The sequence below is a fragment of the Streptomyces galbus genome, from assembly GCF_005280195.1.
Lineage (GTDB): Bacteria > Actinomycetota > Actinomycetes > Streptomycetales > Streptomycetaceae > Streptomyces > Streptomyces galbus.
In genome coordinates this window covers 42354-60852 of sequence record NZ_SZPR01000003.1, presented here as the reverse complement: position 1 = coordinate 60852, position 18499 = coordinate 42354, and the positions used below count along the sequence as shown (strand labels likewise).

Genomic DNA, 18499 nt, shown 5'->3' with positions numbered 1-18499 from the left:
CGCGCGGAGAACCGGGGGCGGTCCGGGCCACCAGGGGGGAGGCCCGGACCGTCCGTCCGCCGGCGGGGCCCGACGGACGGCACGGTCAGCCGGTCACGCCGACTCGTCGAGCGCCCGCACCACGTCCGCGACCAGGTCCTCCGCGTCCTCGGCACCGACCGACAGCCGGATGAAGCCCTCCGGCACCGCGTCCCCGCCCCACCGTCCGCGCCGTTCGGCCGTGGACCGCACCCCGCCGAAGCTGGTCGCGTCGTCCACCAGGCGCAGGGCGTCCAGGAAGCGTTCGGCCCGCTCACGCGAGGCGAGCGTGAAGGACACCACACAGCCGAAGCGCCGCATCTGCTGCGCGGCGATCTTGTGCGACGGGTCGTCGGGCAGCCCCGGGTAGCGCACGCCGGTCACGTCGGAACGCCGGCTCAGCGTCTCCGCCACGGCCTGCGCGGTCGCGTTCTGCCGCTCGACCCGCAGGGCCAGCGTGGCGATCGAGCGGTGCGCGAGCCAGGCCTCCATGGGTCCGGGGACGGCACCGACGATCTTCCGCCAGCGCCGCACCGCGGTCATGGCCTCGCCGGAGTGCCCGGTGACATAGCCCAGCAGGACGTCTCCGTGGCCCGTGAGCTGCTTGGTGCCGCTCGCCACCGAGAAGTCCGCGCCGAGTTCCAGCGGGCGCTGGCCGAGCGGCGTGGCGAGCGTGTTGTCCACGGCGACCAGCGCGCCCTGCCCGTGGGCGGCGTCGACGAGCCGGCGGATGTCGCACACGTCGAGCCCGGGGTTGGACGGCGACTCGATCCACAGCAGCTTCGCCCCCTCCAGCACGGCGAGCTGGGCGTCGCCGCCGGTCGGCGCGGTGCGGACCTCGATGCCGTACGCCTCGAGCTGGGCGTGGACCAGGGGCAGCGCCTGGTAGCCGTCGTCGGGCATGACGACGGCGTCCCCGGCGCGCAGCTGGGAGAAGAGCGCCGCCGAGATCGCCGCCATGCCGGAGGCGAACACCAGCGTCTCCACGCCGTCCCGGCCGGGCGCCTCCAGCTCGCCGATGGCCTCTTCCAGACGCGTCCACGTGGGGTTCTCGTCACGGCCGTAGGTGTACGGCCCGGTGGGCTCGCCCGGCAGGTGGTAGTGGGCGGCGAACACGGGGCCGGGCAGTGTCGGCTCGTACTTCACCGGCTCGGGCAGCCCCGCCCGCACCGCGCGGGTGCCCTCGCCGCCGGCGGCGGTGGAACCGTCCTCGGATCCCGTCATGCTGCTCGTCCTTCCACTTCGTCGCGTACCGCGGCGAGCAGACCCTCGCTCGCCGCCTCCACCATCTCAAGACACTCCTCGAACCCGTCACGGCCCCCGTAGTAGGGGTCGGGCACGTCCAGGTCGTGGCCCGCGGCGGGGTCGTAGGAGCGCAGCAGACGCACCTTGGCGGCGTCCTCGGGAGTGGGGGCCAGCCGGCGCAGGGCCTTGAGGTGGTCGGCGTCCAGCGCGATCACCAGGTCGAGGCGGTCGAACCACGCCGGCCGGAACTGCCGGGCCGTGTGGGCGAGGGAGTAGCCGTGCTCCTCCAGGACGTCGACGGTGCGCGGATCGGCGTCCTCACCCTCGTGCCAGCCGCCCGTGCCGGCGCTGTCGACCTCCACCGTGCCGTCCAGGCCGGCCTCCGCCACGCGCGCGCGGAAGACGGCCTCGGCCATCGGGGAGCGGCAGATGTTGCCGGTGCAGACGAAGCAGACGCGGTAGGTCATGGGGTCAGTCCTCGTCCGGGAGGACCATGTTGAGCGCCCAGGACACGAGGGAGATGATCAGGCCGCCGAGGACCGCGGTCCAGAAGCCCTCGACGTGGAAACTCAGCTGGAGCTTGCCGGCCAGCCAGGAGGTGAGCAGCAGCATCAGCGCGTTCACGACCAGGGTGATCAGGCCGAGCGTCAGGATGAACAGCGGGAAGGCCAGTACCTGGACCACCGGCTTGACGAACGAGTTCACCAAGCCGAACAGCAGGGCGACGACGATCAGGGTGCCGACCTTCTTGCCGGTGCTGTCACCGGTCAGCGTGATCCTGTCGAGCAGCCAGACGGCCACCGCCAGGGCGCCCGCGTTGGCGATCGTCTTGACTACGAAATTCTTCATGTGTCTGATCGTCGCAGAGAGATCGGCTACGAGCACCGGGCAGGGGCGGACAAGGCGATGAAGGCATTCCGGCTGGACGAACTGGAGGCGGAGCGGGCCGCCAACGACGGCGCCTACCTGCAGTTCCTGCGGGAACGGAACATGTCCGTGGGGCTGTACGCGCTCGACGCGGGCGCGCACGACCCGCAGAACCCGCACGACCAGGACGAGGTGTACTTCGTGGTGAGCGGCCGCGCCTCCATCACCGTCGGCCTGGAGACCACCGAAGTCGCGCGCGGCAGCGTGGTGTACGTGCCGGCCGGGGCCGCCCACAAGTTCCACCACATCAGCGAGGACCTGCGGGTCCTGGTGGTGTTCTCTCCCCCGGAAGCCTGAGCCGCGACCCCGGCATTCCCTAGGGGATCGGTCAGGGGAGGACAAGGGATGCGGGGCCCCCGCCGGGCCACCTCGCGGCCCTAGCATCGGGTGCAGGACAACGAAAGGCTCCGGTCGCGGACGTACCGGACCGACAGGAACCCGGCACAGCGACGGGCGGAGAGGTAGGACGAGGGCGATGCGAGAGATCTTCGCGGGACTGCCGTGGTGGGTGAAGTGGGTCGCGGTGCCGGTCATCGCCCTGGTCGTCTTCGGCGGGCTGATAGCGAGCGTCGTCGGCTTCCTGATCGGCCTGCTGTTCAAGCTGCTGATCTTCGTCGCCCTGGTCGGTGGACTCATCTACGTCGTACGCAAGTTCATGGCGGGGTCCTCCTCGCGCAGCGACTGGTGAGCGGGACGGGACACCGCTGACCGGTAACACGGATCAGCGGTTCCCTCGGGCGAGGGAAGTTTTGCGGGCAGTCCGGCCGCACGCGGTGGCGGCCGGTTAGAGTCCGGAACTCGACGCGGGGACACCCCGCGAGCAGCGCACCCCCTCCCGTGTTCCCCGGCACGGGCCGCCCCCCTCGCGCTTCGGGAGTGACTCTTGGCCACGGTCGACACCGCATCCGGAGAACCGCACGCGTCCCTCAGCGGGCCGCGTACGGTCACGTTCCCGCGGCCCCCCGCACCGGCCGTGCCGGAACAGCCGCAGCCGGCCACCACCCTCATCGGATCGGTCCAGCGGGCCATGCGCCTGCTGGAGTGCGTGGCCGAGCACGAGTGCGGGGCACCCGCCAAGCAGCTCGCCCGCGAGACGGGTCTGGCCCTCCCCACGGCCTACCACCTGCTGCGCACCCTGGTGCACGAGGGCTATCTCCGCCGTGACAGGGGCCTGTTCTTCCTCGGTGAGGCAGCCGAACGGCTGAGCAGTACCGGAGCGGCGCAGAAACGTCGCAGCACGGTCGTGGACGCCCTCGCGCACTGGCGCGATTCGATCGGTGTCCCCGTGTACTACGCCGTGTACCGCGACGGCGAGATCGAGGTCATGTGCGTCTCCGACACCCCCGGCAATCCGGCGGTCGAGGAGTGGGCCGACTTCCGCGAGACCGGGCACGCGCACGCCATCGGCCAGTGTCTGCTCTCCCAGCTCGACGTGGAGGCGCGTCGCGATTACCTCGCCCGCTACCCCGTGCGGTCCATCACTCCGTACACGGTGCGTGACGACCTCACCCTTCTGCGCCGCCTCGAACGCATGCGCAGGATGCGGCCGGTGACGGAGCGACAGGAGTACGCGCTCGGCACCGTCTGTGCGGCGATCCCCATCACCGTGGGCACCACGGCGGCCACGATGGCCCTGTCCCTGCCCGTCCACCAGGAGGACCGGCTCCTGCTGGCGGCACAGCGCCTGCAGAGCGAGGTCGGCCGGAAAATCGGGTCGCTCGCCCTCTCTATCAGCATCTGAAAACTCACTCCTTGTGATCTGGCGTACACGTTCAGCAAGATGCGTGACAGAGTCAGGGGTCCGTTCCCGGCCAGTCGACGGCAACGACGGGGTTAGGCGATGCGCGAGTTCGCACAGGCGGTAGAGGCAGAGGTCATGATGAGCTTTCTCGTGTCCGAGGAGCTGTCGTTCCGCATCCCGGTCGAGCTGAGCTACGAGAGCAGCGATCCCTACGCCGTCCGACTCACCTTCCACCTTCCCGGGGACGCGCCGGTGACCTGGGCGTTCGGGCGGGAGCTGCTCATCGACGGGGTGGGCAGACCGTGCGGCGAGGGCGATGTGCGGGTCGCTCCGGTGGAACCGGACATGCTGGGCGAGGTGCTGATCCGGCTCCAGGTGGGCATGGACCAGGCGTTGTTCCGCTCCTCGACCGCACCGCTCGTGGCCTTCCTGGACCGGACCGACAAGCTGGTGCCGCTGGGGCAGGAGACCGCGCTGGCCGACTTCGACGCCCACCTCGACGAGGCACTGGACCGGATCCTGGCGGAGGAGCAGAGCGCCGGCTGAGCCCCCGCGCCGCAGGAGTGGCGGAACGCTTCAGCACAGGGGTGGAGGGACGCCAGGAACGGTTCTGCTGAGGGAGGCGGGCAAGAGGCGAGCCCGTGGTCGCCCGCCCCTCCCCGGCGCCTGTCAGCGCTTGCGGCGCCGCCCGCGGCCACCGCGCGACGGAGCCGGGGCCGGTGACGCCGGGCCGGGCCCCGCCGCGGCGGCCGCAGCGGACGCGGGCACCGTGGCTCCGGCCCCCGCCCCCCGTCCCCGCCCCGCGTCCGGTCCCGGCCGGTCGGCCGCGACGACCAGGGCCGCCAGCGCCGTGGTGACCGGCACCGAGGCGACCAGGCCGATCGAGCCCACCAGCGTGCGCACGATCTCCTCCGCCACCAACTCGCTGTTGGCGACCGTGCCGACGCTGCTCTGCGCGATGGAGAACAGCAGGAGCAGCGGCAGCGCCGCGCCCGCGTAGGCGAGGACCAAGGTGTTGACCACGGACGCGATGTGGTCGCGGCCGATCCGGATGCCCGCCCGGTACAGGCCCCGCCAACCCATCGCCGGGTTGGCCTCGTGCAGCTCCCAGACCGCCGAGGTCTGCGTGACCGTGACGTCGTCCAGGACACCGAGGGAGCCGATGATGACGCCGGCGAGCAGCAGACCGCTCATGTCGATCGACGGGTACAGCCCGTGGATCAGGCCGGTGTTGTCGTCGGTGTTGCCGGTGAGCGCGGCCCAGTCGATGAACAGCGAGCCGAGCACGCCGATGAGCAGCAGGGAGACCAGCGTGCCGAGCACCGCCACGGAGGTACGGGCCGACAGGCCGTGACACAGGTAGAGGGCGATCAGCATGATCGCGCTGGCGCCCACCACCGCCACGACCAGGGGGTTCGATCCCTGGAGGATCGCCGGCAGGATGAAGAAGTTCAGGATCAGGAAGCTGATGGCGAGCGCGACCAGCGCCATGACTCCGCGCAGGCGCCCGACGACCACGACGGCGACGGCGAAGATGCCGGCCAGCAACGCCATGGGGAAGCCGCGGGAGACGTCGGTGACCGAGTACTGCAGGTCCTTGGGTGCGGAGGGCTCGTAGGCGACCACGACCTTCTGGCCCTCGTGCAACTGCCGGGTCTGGTCCGGCTGGACGATCTCGGTGAACGTACGGCCCTCGTCCTTGCCGGTGTCGACCCGGATCGTGGCCTTCTTGCAGGTGCCGTCCGCCTGTTGCTGCGCGGAGGAGCCCTCGGCCGTCAAGGTGTCACCGGTCGGGGTGCCTCCCGAGGCGTTCACCGACTGGCAGCTGACCTCGACGACCTGGGTGACCGTGGCGTGCTGCGTCTGCCGGTCGAACCCGACGCCGGTGCGCTCGTGCGCGGGCGCACCGCCCGGCCACAGCACCGCGAGCCCGACGAGCACCGCCGCGCCGAACGGGATCAGGATGGCCGCGATGACCTTGCGCAGGTGCTGGGAGACGGGCGCGGCCGGACCATGACTGTGGCTGTGCCCGTGCGCGTGACCCCCGTGTCCGGAACCCCCGTGGCCGCCGTGGCCGCCGTGCCCGGGTCCCTCATGGCCGCGGTGGCCGCCGTGCCCGGACGCGCCGTGATCGCCGTGATCACCGTGGCCGCCTTGGCTGCCGTCCCCGGCGCTTCCGTATCCGTGCCCGTCCCCGCGCTCCGGGACATACCCCTGCACGGGCTCGTGGCCGAACGCCTCACCCGTGGGCGGGCGGCGGGGTTCCGGCGGCGGGAAGGGGGGACGCGGTGTCGTGGTCACCGCCCGATCATCGCAAGAACGGTGGGGGCCCTCTGTTCACCGCGCCCGAACGGACGCTAGCGTGGAGGCACCTTTGCACACGCGGGAGCTCGGAGCACCGGGCTGAGAGGGCGCTGACCTCCGTCTTCGCGATGTTTCACGTGGAACGAGAGATGTCCCACACGAGACGTCGGGGGAAGACGGTGACCGCTGCGTCGACCGCCGAACCTGTTACCGGGTAATGCCGGCGTAGGGAGTAGGTCTCATGACCAACAAGGACGCACGCACGCCTGCCTCCGTCCAGGACGGGTCGCCGCTCGAGGCGGCTCACGACACGTCCCAGGAGGCCGGGAAGTCCATCGGCTGGCACAAGGCGTACGTCGAGGGCACCCGCCCCGACCTGCGGGTGCCGGTCCGTCAGGTGCACCTCACCAACGGGCAGTCGGTCACGCTGTACGACACGTCGGGCCCGTACACCGATCCGCTCGTCGACACCGACGTCCGCCGGGGGCTGTCGCCGCTGCGGGAGAACTGGATCATCGGCCGCGGCGACACCGAGGAGTACGCGGGGCGGCCCGTCCGGCCGGAGGACGACGGGATCAAGCACACCGCGCCGCGCGGCGGGCTGCGCAACCTGGACGCGGTCTTCCCGGGCCGACCCCGCCAGCCGCGGCGCGGCCGCGACGGCCGGGCGGTCACCCAGCTCGCCTATGCGCGCCGGGGCGAGATCACGCCGGAGATGGAGTTCGTGGCCGTCCGGGAGAACGTCTCTCCCGAGGTGGTGCGCGAGGAGATCGCGGCGGGCCGCGCGGTGCTGCCGGCGAACGTCAACCACCCGGAGATCGAGCCGATGATCATCGGCAAGCGGTTCCTGGTGAAGGTCAACGCCAACATCGGCAACTCGGCGGTGACGTCCTCCATCGAGGAGGAGGTCGAGAAGATGACCTGGGCGACCCGCTGGGGCGCCGACACGGTCATGGACCTGTCCACGGGCCGCAACATCCACACCACTCGCGAGTGGGTGCTGCGCAACTCCCCCGTCCCCATCGGGACCGTCCCGCTCTACCAGGCGCTGGAGAAGGTCGACGGCAAGGCCGAGGAGCTGACCTGGGAGATCTACAAGGACACCGTCATCGAACAGGCCGAGCAGGGCGTGGACTACATGACGGTCCACGCGGGCGTGCGCCTGGCGTACGTGCCGCTGACGGCCAACCGCAAGACCGGCATCGTCTCGCGCGGCGGCTCCATCATGGCGGCCTGGTGCCTGGCCCACCACAAGGAGTCGTTCCTCTACGAGCACTTCGAGGAGCTCTGCGAGATCCTCGCCGCGTACGACGTCACGTACTCGCTGGGCGACGGCCTGCGCCCCGGCTCCATCGCGGACGCCAACGACGAGGCGCAGTTCGCGGAGTTGCGCACGCTTGGGGAACTCAACCGGATCGCCAGGCGTTTCGACGTACAGACGATGATCGAGGGCCCGGGACACGTCCCGATGCACAAGATCAAGGAGAACATCGACCTGCAGCAGGAGATCTGCGATGAAGCTCCGTTCTATACGCTCGGGCCGCTGACGACGGACGTCGCGCCGGCGTACGACCACATCACCTCCGGCATCGGTGCCGCGATGATCGCCTGGTGGGGCACGGCGATGCTCTGCTACGTCACGCCCAAGGAACACCTCGGGCTGCCCAACCGTGACGACGTCAAGACCGGCGTTATCACCTACAAGATCGCCGCCCACGCAGCCGACCTCGCCAAGGGGCATCCCGGTGCGCAGGAATGGGACGACGCGCTGTCCGACGCCCGCTTCGAGTTCCGCTGGGAGGACCAGTTCAACCTGGCCCTCGACCCGGACACGGCACGGGAGTTCCACGACGAGACCCTCCCGGCCGAGCCGGCCAAGACCGCCCACTTCTGCTCGATGTGCGGGCCGAAGTTCTGCTCGATGAAGATCTCGCAGGACATCCGCCGCGAGCACGGCGGCAACCGGGCCGAGATCGAGGAGGGCATGGCCCAGAAGTCCAAGGAGTTCGCGGCCGCCGGCAACAGGGTGTACCTGCCGCTGGCGGACTGAGGACGCTCGGTGCGGCTGAAACCAGTGACGGCGACGGCCCCGTCTTCTCAGGCGGGGCCGTCGCCGTCCTGCTGCCCTCCTCGCTCTGACCACGCAAGGAACGTGCCGTGTTTACCGCGATCTTCCAGCACCAAGTCGGCTACCTGGCCGCCTGCACACTGACTGCCCTCGTACTGGGTGGGGCGGTGTGGGCGCTCGCTCGAAGGCTGGGGAACCCCCGAGGCGTGTGGTGGGCGGGTCTCGCCTTCGCTGTCACCGGGGTTCTCGGCGTCACCTTCATGGATGCCTCCCGGGCCAGTGGCACATGTGTGCTCAACCACCAGCTCGCCGAGCCCTTCCACACCACGCAAGGGCTGTGGAACCTCGCCATGACGGTGCCTGTCGGCGTCCTCGCCCTGCTGGCCGTCCGACGTCCGCTGCCCGTCCTGGTCGGTGTGGTCGTCCTGCCCTCGGCTGTCGAGTTCACTCAAGCCACCGTGGACGGCCTGGGTCGTGTGTGTGACAGCTCCGACGCGATGATGAACATCATCGGAGGGCTGACGGGGTCCGCTGTCACCGCGATGCTGCTCGCGTCGCGCCGGTGGCTCGACTGGAAGGGCGGTGTCAGGGGTGCGCTGATCGCGGCCGCCGTGTTTCTGCTTCTGGGTGCCGGCGCAGCGCGTTCGATGCTCGTCTTCACGAACGTGGACGGCACCGGGCTCTCCGACGCGAGCTCCGATCAGAAGCGCGCGGTGGAGACGGTCGTGAAGGAGGCCTTCGGTGACCGCTACGACGTGGGTCAGGTGTATGAGCAGCCGTGCGGGGACACGTCCTGCAAGCACGTCATCTTCAACCTGCACAGCCGTGAGGCGGGGCGTACGGACGCCTTCGGCAACGGCAGCCTTTCCTGGCCGGACAAGAAGCATCTGAATGTGCAGCTGGAAGACAGTGACCATCTCACCGTCATGGGGTACCCGGTGGCGGGCGCGAAGACTCCGTCCACCGCCCAGGATGCCTACGGGGTGGCGCAGGCATACGCGCAGCAGCACTACCCGTGGGCGGAGGATGCAACAGTACGCCGAACGGATGCTGTGGGCGACAAGGCCCCACTGGGGTGGATCACCAACTGGCGTTGGACCCGGAAGGGCGTTCTGATGCCCCGCATGCTCGACGTCCAGGTCGACCGTTCCGGGCACGTCTCTCAGATCGATGTCACTCTCGGCCCGATCCGGGTCGATCTTCCGAAGGCCGAACTCGACGCACCGCAGGCAGAGCGTGCCGTGAGCAAGGCGATAGCCGCCCGGTTGCACGCCAACGGAGCTGTTGGCCCCACATTTCGGCCCGATGCGTTCGCACTCGAGGCGGTCGAACAGGACGGCACGTGGACACCTCATTGGCTTGTGAGCGTGGTGTGGAGCACGAAGGGAGCCGGTGGCGCCTCACAAGGCCGGCAACCTGGCGAGACGTACCACGTGAACGCCCTGAGTGGACAGGTATTCGATGACGGCGATGTGCCTGTGACAGCCGGCTGACCCACGAGCCCAGGAAGTTCCCGGAGCCGCCCGTTCCCCCGGGAAGTAGGCACACTGAGCCCATGACAGCGCGATCCTTGAGCAAGGGTGCCAATCTGGCCGTCGAGTCGGCGGGGGTGTGGGCCGAACTCAGTTGGGAGCACGGGGAGGGTGCGCCGGACGTGGATGCCTCGGCCCTGTTGCTGACCGAGGCGGGGCGGGTGCGGGACGACGGTGACTTCGTCTTCTACAACCAGCCGCGTCACCCCTCCGGCGCCGTGCGCCACCTGGGCAAGGACAGCACGGGTGCCGTCACGACGGACACCGTCGCCGTGGACCTGCGCGCGCTGGAGGGTGCCGTGGACCGGGTCGTGCTGTGCGCGTCGGCCGACGGCGGGACGTTCGGGCAGGTGGCCGGGCTGACCCTGCGGCTCCTGGACGCCGGGAGCCGGAGTGAACTGGCCCGGTTCGCGATGGAGGCCGACACCGAGACGGCGTTCATCGGCGGCGAGCTCTACCGGCGGGCGGGGCAGTGGAAGTTCCGCGCGGTCGGCCAGGGCTACGCCTCCGGACTGGCCGGGCTGGCCACGGACTTCGGGATCACCGTGGACGACGACGCCCCGGCGTCACCGGCGCCCACCCCGCCACCGCCCAGCACCGCACCGGCCCCCCTCCCGCCCCCGCCCGCCTCGCCGACACCTCCGTCGGCATCCCCGCCGCCGCCTCCCGCGTTCCCGCCCGCTCAGCCCCCGGCCCCGGGCGCCGCCCGTCTGACCAAGGGCGAGGAGCAGTTGCCCGTGGACATGCGCAAGCGGCTCTCCCTGCGCAAGGAGCAGGTCGCCGTCAGCCTGCGCAAGCACGGTGCCGCGGAGGTCACGGCACGGGTGATCCTCGTGCTGGACGCCTCCGGGTCGATGTCCTTCCTGTACTCCAAGGGCGTCGTCGCCGACGTGGTCGAGCGGATGGCGGCGGTCGCGGCCCAGCTCGACGACGACGGCGAGATGCAGGCGTGGACGTTCGCCACCCAGCCCGCCCGGCTGCCCGACCTGCGCCTCGCCGAACTCCCGCAGTGGCTGCGGCTGCACGTCAGGGTGGGTGAACTCAGCCTGTTCCGGCGCGGCAGGAAGCGCGGTCTGGAGCCCGGCCAGGTGGACATGCGGGCGGTCGGCATCGGCAACGAGGAGCAGAAGGTGATCGCCGAGGTCAGGGCGTACGTGCGGGCGAACCCCGCCGCGGCCCCGACCCTGGTGCTGTTCTTCTCGGACGGGGGCGTCTACCGCGACAGCGCGATCGAGAGCGAGCTGCGGGCCGCGGTGAGCGAGCCGATCTTCTGGCAGTTCGTGGGGCTGGGCCGCGCCCGGTACGGCGTCCTGGAGCGCTTCGACACGCTCCCCGGCCGCCAGGTCGACAACGTGGGCTTCTTCGCGGTCGACGACATCAGCACCGTGCCCGACCCGGAGCTCTACGACCGGCTGCTCTCCGAGTTCCCGACGTGGATCCGGGAGGCGGGCAGACACGGGATCCTGGGACGGTGACCCGGCTTGCGCTCCCCCCGCGCGAAGGACCCGGAAGCCCGGGGGGCCCAGGGGCCGGGGGAGCCGAGCCGCCGGCCGGATCACTCCGGCCGGTGTTCCGGGCCTCCGAAGTCCGGGCTGGTGTAGTCGGGGCTCGTGAAGCTCGGGCGGTGGCCCCGGGCCGGCCCCTCGTCGGGACTGGAGAAGCCGGGCCGGTCGTACCCGATCTTGGGGAAGCGGTCGGCCGGGCCCTGCGGGGCCGTCGAACGGGTCACGGCCGCGGCGGTGTCCGGGTCGGCGAGCGCCTCGCGCAGGAACGGCAGGATGCCGCGTTCCAGGAGGGCGTCCCGCCAGGCCTGACGGGCCCGTTCGACCTCTTCGGCGAGCTCGCCGTGGGAGTCGGCGTCGAGTGAGGGACGGTTGCGCAGGGCGGTGAGCAGCAGGCCGACCGTGGCGACGAGGATGGCGACCGCGGTCACCGCGCCGAACACCCAGCCCGCCGTGAGCAGGGTGTCGGCGAAGGCCGGCCGCGGCTCGATCATCTTGAGGAGATAGCCGACGAGAAGGAAGATCACCGCCGCGGTGCCGGCCAGGACCGGCGTGAGGACGGCCGCGACGGCGACGGCGCCCGCCCCGGCGGCCTCGGCGGCCTCCCCCATGCTGGTGGCCAGCCCCATCGCGCCCAGGCCCGGCTCCCCCGGGCCGGAGTCGTGGACGGACGGCGCGGCGGCGGGCGCCGGCCGGCGCAGCTCGTCACGGATCTCCGTGTAGTGCCGGTACTCGGTGGCCGCGGCCGCCGTGATGAGCGCGGTGGCGTTGAGCGCCATGGTGCGCAGCTGCTCGGTGTTGAGCCGCTGTCCGACAGCGGCCAGTTCCGGGTGGGCCGGGGCGGAGCGCAGCGCCTCGTCGAGGATCCGCTCGTACTCCTGGCGGTCCTCGGTGTGCAGGTGCTGCGGAACGCTGTTCATGTGCATCCCCCGATGCTCCGTGAGGCTTGGGGCTCGCATGCCAACGAGCCGTCGGGCAGAAACGGAGGGGAGCCTGCTACGGATAAGCCGATGGTAGAGCGGCGACGGCTCCAGGTGACAGGGGGTTCGCGGAAATTGGCCCCTGGCCTGCACGGTCCGTGAGGGCGGCGGGGGCCCGAGCGGCGCTCGGTGAACGCTCAGTGCTCCAGCGGCAGTTGCTGGACGAGCAGTTTCCCGGCCATGGTCACGCCGCCGTCCATCGCGATGGCCAGCCCGTCGGCGTACACGTGCGGGCCGACGACCACCGGGCCCGCCTCGTCCTCGCCCTCCTCGGAGCCGACCTCGCCCAGCAGGTACGGGATGGGGCTGTGGCCGTGAACGATGCGGGTGCCGCCGTACGTATCCAGCAGGGAGCGCACGGCGTCGGCGCCGCCCTCGTCGCGGAAGGAGAAGCGCTTGGTGAACTTGCGGAACAGGTCCCACACCTCGTCCGCGTCGTTGCGCGTGAGGGTGTCGTGGACGGTGTCGTTGACCTCCTCGATCGAGGAGCCGTAGTCCAGGTAGGCGGTGGTGTCGGAGTGGACGAGCAGGTGTCCGTCGGTCTCGGTGAGCGCGTCGAGGCGGGCCATCCACTGCAGGTGGTGGTCCTGCAGGCGGTCCATGTCCGATTTCTGCCCGCCGTTGAGCAGCCAGGCGGCCTGGAAGGTGGCGGTGCCGGCGCCGGAGTTGACGGGGGTGTCGGCGAAGCGCTTGGCGCCGAGCAGGAGCAGTTCGTGGTTGCCCATGAGGGCCTTGCAGTAGCCGCCCGCCGCGGCCGCCTCGGCCGACAGCCGCATCACCAGGTCGATGACGCCGATGCCGTCCGGGCCGCGGTCGGTGAAGTCGCCGAGGAACCACAGCCGGGAGGTGCCGGCGCACCAGTGGCCGGCCGCGTCGACGAGGCCCTTGTCCTGCAGGGCGGCGACGAGTTCGTCGAGGTAGCCGTGGACGTCGCCGACGACGTACAGCGGCCCGGGGCCCGTCGCGGGCACCGGGGCGGGGGCGGGGGTCGTGGGGTCGACGGTCACCTGCAGCGTGTCACCCCGGTTGATGACGGGCAGGTCGCGCTGGGTCGGGGTGTACCCCTCGGGGGAGTCCACGGGTTCCTCGACCGGCGGTACGGCGTTGCCGGGGTGCGTGCTGTGGGCGTACGGACCGGTCTCGTGGACGTACGCCGGCACCCGGAAGTCGCGCAGCGTCGCCGTCCGCTCCACCTCGGGTCCCTGACCGGCCCCCTGAGTCATCAGACCCCTCCACCATCGCGCCGCATCTGCACCGCTTCGGACTGCCTGGTCGCAGCGGCCCGCGGTGTCGTGGGCCCATCATAGGAATGCGGATCGCGCCGTGTGATGACCCAGGGGTGGTGAATCGGAGCAAGGCTCCAGTTCGCCGGGGCATTCGCCCCGATTGAGCCGGGCTTGGTCCCCCGCTGCACACCCGCCCCACCCCTCCCGTTCACCGGTGACGCGGTGGGAGCCGAGCGGGAGTCGAGGCGGCCGTCCCCCTCGACTCTCACCGCTCTCCCCCTCGACGGCCACCGCTCTCCCGATCGACGGCCATCACTCTTCCGATCGACCCCGCGGACCCCCCTCGGGCCATGCGCCGCCCGCCTCCGCACCCCGGCCGTCCCCCTCGGACCCCAGCCGCCCCCCGCCGCGGGGGCCCGCTACCCCCGCTCGGGCCCCCGCGGCGGGCTCACCGTCGTCCTCGGGGGGCGGCGCTGCGACGACGTGCGCACGATCAGTTCCGTCGGTATCACCTGCTCGACCGGGTGGTCGGACTGCACGCCCTCGATCGCGTCGATGAGGAGCTGGACGACCGCCGTGCCGATGCGCCGCGGCTTCAGCGACAGGGTGGTGACGGGCGGCTCGGTGTTCGCGTAGACCGTGGACTCGGAGCAGCACACCAGCAGCAAGTCCTCCGGCACGCGCAGCCCGTAGCGCCGGGCGGCGGCGAGCAGGTCCGTGCCGTTGGGGTCGAACAGCCCGTACACCGCGTCGGGCCGGTCGGGGCGGGCGAGCAGCCGGTCGGCGGCGACGGCGCCGGCGCACGGGTCGTGCGCGGGGTACGCCTCGTAGACCGGGTCCTGTCCGACCCGCTCGCACCAGCGCAGGTACGCCGTGGTCGACAGGTGGGTGTAGGTGTCCGTCGTGGTGCCGGTGAGCAGGCCGATCCGGCGCGCGCCCGCGTCGGCGAGGTGGTCGAGGATGTCGAGGACGGCGGCCTCGTGGTCGTTGTCGACCCACGCGGTGACCGGCAGGGGCCCGGCCGGGCGGCCGTCGGAGACGACGGGTAAGCCCTGGCGGACGAGTTCGCTGACCACGGGGTCCTGGTCGGAGGGGTCGATGACGACCGTGCCGTCCAGGGCCACGTTCGACCACACGTCGTGGCGGGAGGTGGCGGGCAGGATGACGAGCGCGTAGCCGCGGGCGAGCGCGGCGGAGGTGGCGGCCCGCGCCATCTCGGCGAAGTACGCGAACTCGGTGAAGGTGAAAGGTTCATCCCCGTACGTGGTCACGGTCAGGCCGATGAGGCCCGACTTGCCGGTACGGAGCGTGCGGGCCGCGGCCGAGGGGCGGTAGCCCAGCCGGTCGGCGACCTCGCGCACATGGCGTCGGGTGGCATCGGGGAGTCTGCCCTTGCCGTTCAGGGCGTCGGAGACGGTCGTGATGGAGACTCCGGCGGCGGCGGCGACGTCCCTGATCCCCGCCCGACCCGGCCGGCTGCCTCGGCGTGAGGTTTCCGCGCGGCTCACCTGGTGCTTCCCTGCTGCTGTCATGGCGAGCCGATAGTAGGGCTCATCCGGTGGGGTAGGGCGGACGCATATGCACGCGTTGACAGGCACGTTTCTGCAAGGTCACACACCGTCAGATGCCTGGGAAACAAAGCTCGTTGACGCCTCTCATGCCAATACGTGACGTGTCGGCGCGCATGAGCCTGCCAAGGCCGTCATGTTTCGAAGAGGTCTCAACTCACCTGCACGAGCGACGCGCGCCACGGCGCGAGCCACCCGCGCATAGATATATGTGGGGTGCGCCCCTGGTCGCTCCCCGGTTCGTTCCGTTTCGCACGGTGATGCCGGAGATGCGCTCAGGGTGCCGCCCGAGGGTGCCGTGCCCGCAGTGGCGAGCACTCCCGCTGTGACGCAGCACCGTCGTCCGACCGGTACGCAGCCGCCGCGAATCCTCATAAGGTGAGCAGTATTGAAGCCGGTGGTGGTCACGAGGAGGACTGCGGTGAGCGAGACGAACCCGAAGCTGCGTGCCGAGCTGGAGGGGATCCCCACCTACAAGCCGGGCAAGCCCGCCGCGGCCGGCGGGCCCGCGGCCTACAAGCTGTCCTCCAACGAGAACCCCTACCCGCCGCTGCCCGGTGTGCTGGAGAGCGTGACGGCGGCCGCGGAATCGTTCAACCGCTACCCGGACATGGCCTGCACCGGCCTGATGAACGAGCTGTCCGACCGGTTCGGCGTCCCGCTCTCCCACCTGGCCACCGGCACCGGTTCGGTGGGTGTCGCCCAGCAGCTGATCCAGGCCACCGCGGGCCCCGGCGACGAGGTCGTCTACGCCTGGCGTTCCTTCGAGGCGTACCCGATCATCACCCAGATCAGCGGCGCCACCTCCGTGCGGGTGCCGCTCACCCCGGGGGACGTGCACGACCTGGACGCGATGGCCGACGCGATCACCGACCGGACCCGGCTGGTCTTCGTCTGCAACCCGAACAACCCGACCGGCACCGTCGTGCGGCGGGCCGAGCTGGAGCGCTTCCTGGACCGGGTGCCCGCCGACTGCCTGGTGGTGCTCGACGAGGCCTACCGCGAGTTCATCCGCGACCCCGAGGTGCCGGACGGCGTGGAGCTGTACCGGGAGCGGCCCAACGTCTGCGTGCTGCGCACGTTCTCCAAGGCGTACGGCCTGGCCGGGCTGCGGGTGGGCTTCGCCATCGCCCACGAGCCGGTGGCGGCGGCGCTGCGCAAGACGGCGGTGCCGTTCGGCGTGAGCCAGCTCGCCCAGGAGGCGGCCATCGCCTCGCTGCGCGCCGAGGACGAGCTGCTCGGCCGGGTCGGCTCCCTGGTGTGCGAGCGCACCCGGGTGGTCGACGCGCTGCGCGCCCAGGGCTGGACGGTGCCGGAGTCCCAGGCCAACTTCGTGTGGCTGAGGCTGGGGGAGCGCACCGTCGACTTCGCGGCGGCGTGCGAGCAGGCCGGCGTGGTGGTCCGGCCGTTCGCGGGCGAGGGCGTGCGGGTGACGGTCGGCGAGGCCGAGGCCAACGACATCTTCCTGAAGGTGACGGAGGCGTTCTACAAGGAGCTCTGACCGCGCCGGCCACCCCGGTCCACCGCACCCCGCAGGCAACGAGCACCGCGCCTGCGGGGTGCTTCGTCGTGTGCGGCGGGCGCCGCACCGGGTGCGCATCGCGGATGTGACGAAATACACCCCGACGTCCCGCTGTGCCCTCGCGGGCGCACCACCACCCCGGGTTCCTCCCCTCTGCCGCCGCCGCACCCCCTCTCACCTGCTGCTTTGCCCAGGAGGGAGCGGACCGTCCCCGCTCGGACCGGTGGCCGGAGCAGGGCACCCCCCGCCTTCTCGGCCTCGAACGGGTATGCGCCATAATTGCTTGTGAATGTGAACGCTTTCACAAGCTGTCGCAACCACGGCGATGTAAGGAGACTGCGACGTGGACATGGCCTTGGCGCCGGAAACCCTGGCGCGTTGGCAGTTCGGCATCACCACCGTCTACCACTTCCTCTTCGTCCCCCTGACGATCTCGCTGGCGGCCCTGACCGCCGGCCTCCAGACCGCCTGGGTGCGCACCAGCAAGGAGAAGTACCTCCGGGCGACCAAGTTCTGGGGCAAGCTCTTCCTGATCAACATCGCGATGGGGGTCGTCACCGGCATCGTGCAGGAGTTCCAGTTCGGCATGAACTGGTCCGACTACTCGCGCTTCGTGGGGGACATCTTCGGTGCCCCGCTCGCCTTCGAGGCCCTGATCGCCTTCTTCTTCGAGTCCACCTTCATCGGCCTGTGGATCTTCGGCTGGGACAAGCTGCCGAAGAAGGTCCACCTGGCCTGCATCTGGATGGTCTCGATCGGCACGATCCTGTCGGCGTACTTCATCCTGGCCGCCAACTCCTGGATGCAGCACCCGGTCGGCTACCGGATCAACAAGGCGAGGGGCCGGGCCGAACTCACCGACTTCTGGCACGTGCTGACCCAGAACACCGCCCTCGCCCAGGCTTTCCACACCCTGTCCGCGGCCTTCCTGACCGGCGGCGCCTTCATGGTCGGCATCGCGGCCTTCCACCTGGTCCGCAAGCGGCACGTGCCCGTGATGAAGACCTCGCTGCGGCTCGGGCTGGTCACCGTCGTCGTCGGCGGTCTGCTCACCGCGGTCAGCGGCGACACGCTCGGCAAGATCATGTACCAGCAGCAGCCGATGAAGATGGCCGCGGCCGAGGCGCTGTGGGACGGCGAGAAGCCGGCTCCCTTCTCCGTCTTCGCCGTCGGCGACGTCGACAAGGGCCACAACAGGGTCGCCATCGAGGTCCCCGGCCTGCTCTCCTTCCTCGCCAAGGACGACTTCACCTCGTACGTCCCCGGCATCAACGACGTCAACAAGAGCGAGCAGGCGAAGTACGGCCCCGGCGACTACCGGCCCAACATCCCGGTCGCCTACTGGGGCTTCCGCTGGATGATCGGCTTCGGCATGACGTCCTTCGCCCTCGGCATGGCGGGACTGTGGCTGACCCGCAAGAAGTTCCTGCTGCCGCAGCACCTGCGGGTCGGCGAGGACGAGGTGCCGCACCTGGTGCTGCTGCCGAAGAAGGCGCTCGGCCCCACGCTGACCAAGTGGTACTGGCGCCTGGCGGTCCTCACCCTGGGCTTCCCGCTGATCGCCAACTCCTGGGGCTGGATCTTCACCGAGATGGGCCGTCAGCCGTGGGTCGTCTACGGCCTGTTCCAGACGCGTGACGCGGTCTCCCCCGGTGTCTCCCAGACCGAGGTCCTCATCTCGATGCTCACCTTCACCGCGCTGTACGCGATCCTCGCCGTCGTCGAGGTGAAGCTGCTGGTGAAGTACGTGAAGGCCGGGCCGCCCGAGCTGACCGAGGCCGACCTCAACCCGCCCACGAAGATCGGCGGCGACTCCCGGGACGCCGACAAGCCGATGGCCTTCTCGTACTAGGCCGAGGGAGCTGC

16 protein-coding genes are annotated in these 18499 nt (G+C 70.7%); 9 read left to right on the top strand and 7 right to left on the bottom strand.

What is annotated here, in order from left to right:
- Positions 1-93: 93 nt before the first annotated feature.
- Genes E4U92_RS01695 through E4U92_RS01685 form a run of 3 tightly spaced genes read right to left on the bottom strand, consistent with a single transcriptional unit; the run spans position 94 to position 2112 of the window.
- A complete protein-coding gene (locus tag E4U92_RS01695) occupies positions 94-1242 on the bottom strand; it encodes a cystathionine gamma-lyase (RefSeq protein ID WP_137298432.1) in 1149 nt (382 codons plus the stop codon).
- A complete protein-coding gene (locus E4U92_RS01690; protein WP_137298431.1) occupies positions 1239-1730 on the bottom strand; it encodes a low molecular weight protein-tyrosine-phosphatase in 492 nt (163 codons plus the stop codon). The genes E4U92_RS01695 and E4U92_RS01690 overlap by 4 nt, the downstream gene beginning before the upstream one ends.
- Positions 1731-1734: 4 nt before the next feature.
- Positions 1735-2112 (bottom strand): phage holin family protein, encoded by a 378-nt coding sequence (locus tag E4U92_RS01685; protein ID WP_137298430.1) that lies wholly within the window; start codon positions 2110-2112, stop codon positions 1735-1737.
- Positions 2113-2169: 57 nt separating this feature from the next.
- On the opposite strand from E4U92_RS01685, the gene E4U92_RS01680 reads away from it, so the two are divergent.
- The 4 genes from E4U92_RS01680 to E4U92_RS01665 all read left to right on the top strand — a co-directional run bounded on the left by E4U92_RS01680 (position 2170) and on the right by E4U92_RS01665 (position 4477).
- The gene (locus E4U92_RS01680; RefSeq protein WP_137298603.1) at positions 2170-2487 is read left to right on the top strand and encodes a cupin domain-containing protein; all 318 of its coding nucleotides are present in this window, start codon (positions 2170-2172) and stop codon (positions 2485-2487) included.
- A 178-nt stretch (positions 2488-2665) separates the two neighbouring features.
- Positions 2666-2878: a DUF5326 family protein gene (locus E4U92_RS01675; RefSeq protein WP_137298429.1), complete on the top strand. Its 213-nt coding sequence runs from the start codon at positions 2666-2668 to the stop codon at positions 2876-2878.
- A 285-nt stretch (positions 2879-3163) separates the two neighbouring features.
- Positions 3164-3931: an IclR family transcriptional regulator gene (locus E4U92_RS01670; RefSeq protein ID WP_268253530.1), complete on the top strand. Its 768-nt coding sequence runs from the start codon at positions 3164-3166 to the stop codon at positions 3929-3931.
- Positions 3932-4030: 99 nt separating this feature from the next.
- Positions 4031-4477: an SsgA family sporulation/cell division regulator gene (locus E4U92_RS01665; protein ID WP_137298428.1), complete on the top strand. Its 447-nt coding sequence runs from the start codon at positions 4031-4033 to the stop codon at positions 4475-4477.
- Positions 4478-4600: 123 nt separating this feature from the next.
- Here the strand turns inward: E4U92_RS01665 and E4U92_RS01660 are convergent, their stop codons facing one another.
- Positions 4601-6232, bottom strand: coding sequence for a YibE/F family protein (locus E4U92_RS01660; protein WP_137298427.1), 1632 nt, complete (start codon positions 6230-6232; stop codon positions 4601-4603).
- A 244-nt stretch (positions 6233-6476) separates the two neighbouring features.
- On the opposite strand from E4U92_RS01660, the gene thiC reads away from it, so the two are divergent.
- The 3 genes from thiC (at position 6477) to E4U92_RS01645 (ending at position 11310) form a co-directional block, all read left to right on the top strand.
- Positions 6477-8285 (top strand): phosphomethylpyrimidine synthase ThiC, encoded by a 1809-nt coding sequence (gene thiC, locus E4U92_RS01655; protein ID WP_137298426.1) that lies wholly within the window; start codon positions 6477-6479, stop codon positions 8283-8285.
- A 107-nt stretch (positions 8286-8392) separates the two neighbouring features.
- The gene (locus E4U92_RS01650; protein WP_137298425.1) at positions 8393-9796 is read left to right on the top strand and encodes a VanZ family protein; all 1404 of its coding nucleotides are present in this window, start codon (positions 8393-8395) and stop codon (positions 9794-9796) included.
- A 62-nt stretch (positions 9797-9858) separates the two neighbouring features.
- Positions 9859-11310, top strand: coding sequence for a VWA domain-containing protein (locus E4U92_RS01645; RefSeq protein WP_137298424.1), 1452 nt, complete (start codon positions 9859-9861; stop codon positions 11308-11310).
- Positions 11311-11390: 80 nt separating this feature from the next.
- Here E4U92_RS01645 and E4U92_RS01640 read toward each other — a convergent pair whose 3' ends face one another.
- The 3 genes from E4U92_RS01640 to E4U92_RS01630 form a co-directional block, all read right to left on the bottom strand.
- The gene (locus tag E4U92_RS01640) at positions 11391-12263 is read right to left on the bottom strand and encodes a hypothetical protein (RefSeq protein WP_137298423.1); all 873 of its coding nucleotides are present in this window, start codon (positions 12261-12263) and stop codon (positions 11391-11393) included.
- 191 nt (positions 12264-12454) lie between these two features.
- Positions 12455-13540 carry a metallophosphoesterase gene (locus E4U92_RS01635; RefSeq protein WP_137298422.1) on the bottom strand — a complete coding sequence of 362 codons (1086 nt, stop codon included), beginning with the start codon at positions 13538-13540 and terminating at the stop codon, positions 12455-12457.
- Between the two features lie 422 nt (positions 13541-13962).
- Positions 13963-15075: a LacI family DNA-binding transcriptional regulator gene (locus E4U92_RS01630; RefSeq protein WP_137298421.1), complete on the bottom strand. Its 1113-nt coding sequence runs from the start codon at positions 15073-15075 to the stop codon at positions 13963-13965.
- Between the two features lie 457 nt (positions 15076-15532).
- Between E4U92_RS01630 and hisC the strand changes: the two genes are divergently transcribed.
- Both hisC and E4U92_RS01620 read left to right on the top strand, forming a co-directional pair.
- The gene (gene hisC / locus E4U92_RS01625; RefSeq protein ID WP_137298420.1) at positions 15533-16612 is read left to right on the top strand and encodes a histidinol-phosphate transaminase; all 1080 of its coding nucleotides are present in this window, start codon (positions 15533-15535) and stop codon (positions 16610-16612) included.
- Positions 16613-16976: 364 nt separating this feature from the next.
- Positions 16977-18485, top strand: coding sequence for a cytochrome ubiquinol oxidase subunit I (locus E4U92_RS01620; RefSeq protein WP_137298419.1), 1509 nt, complete (start codon positions 16977-16979; stop codon positions 18483-18485).
- Positions 18486-18499: the final 14 nt, after the last annotated feature.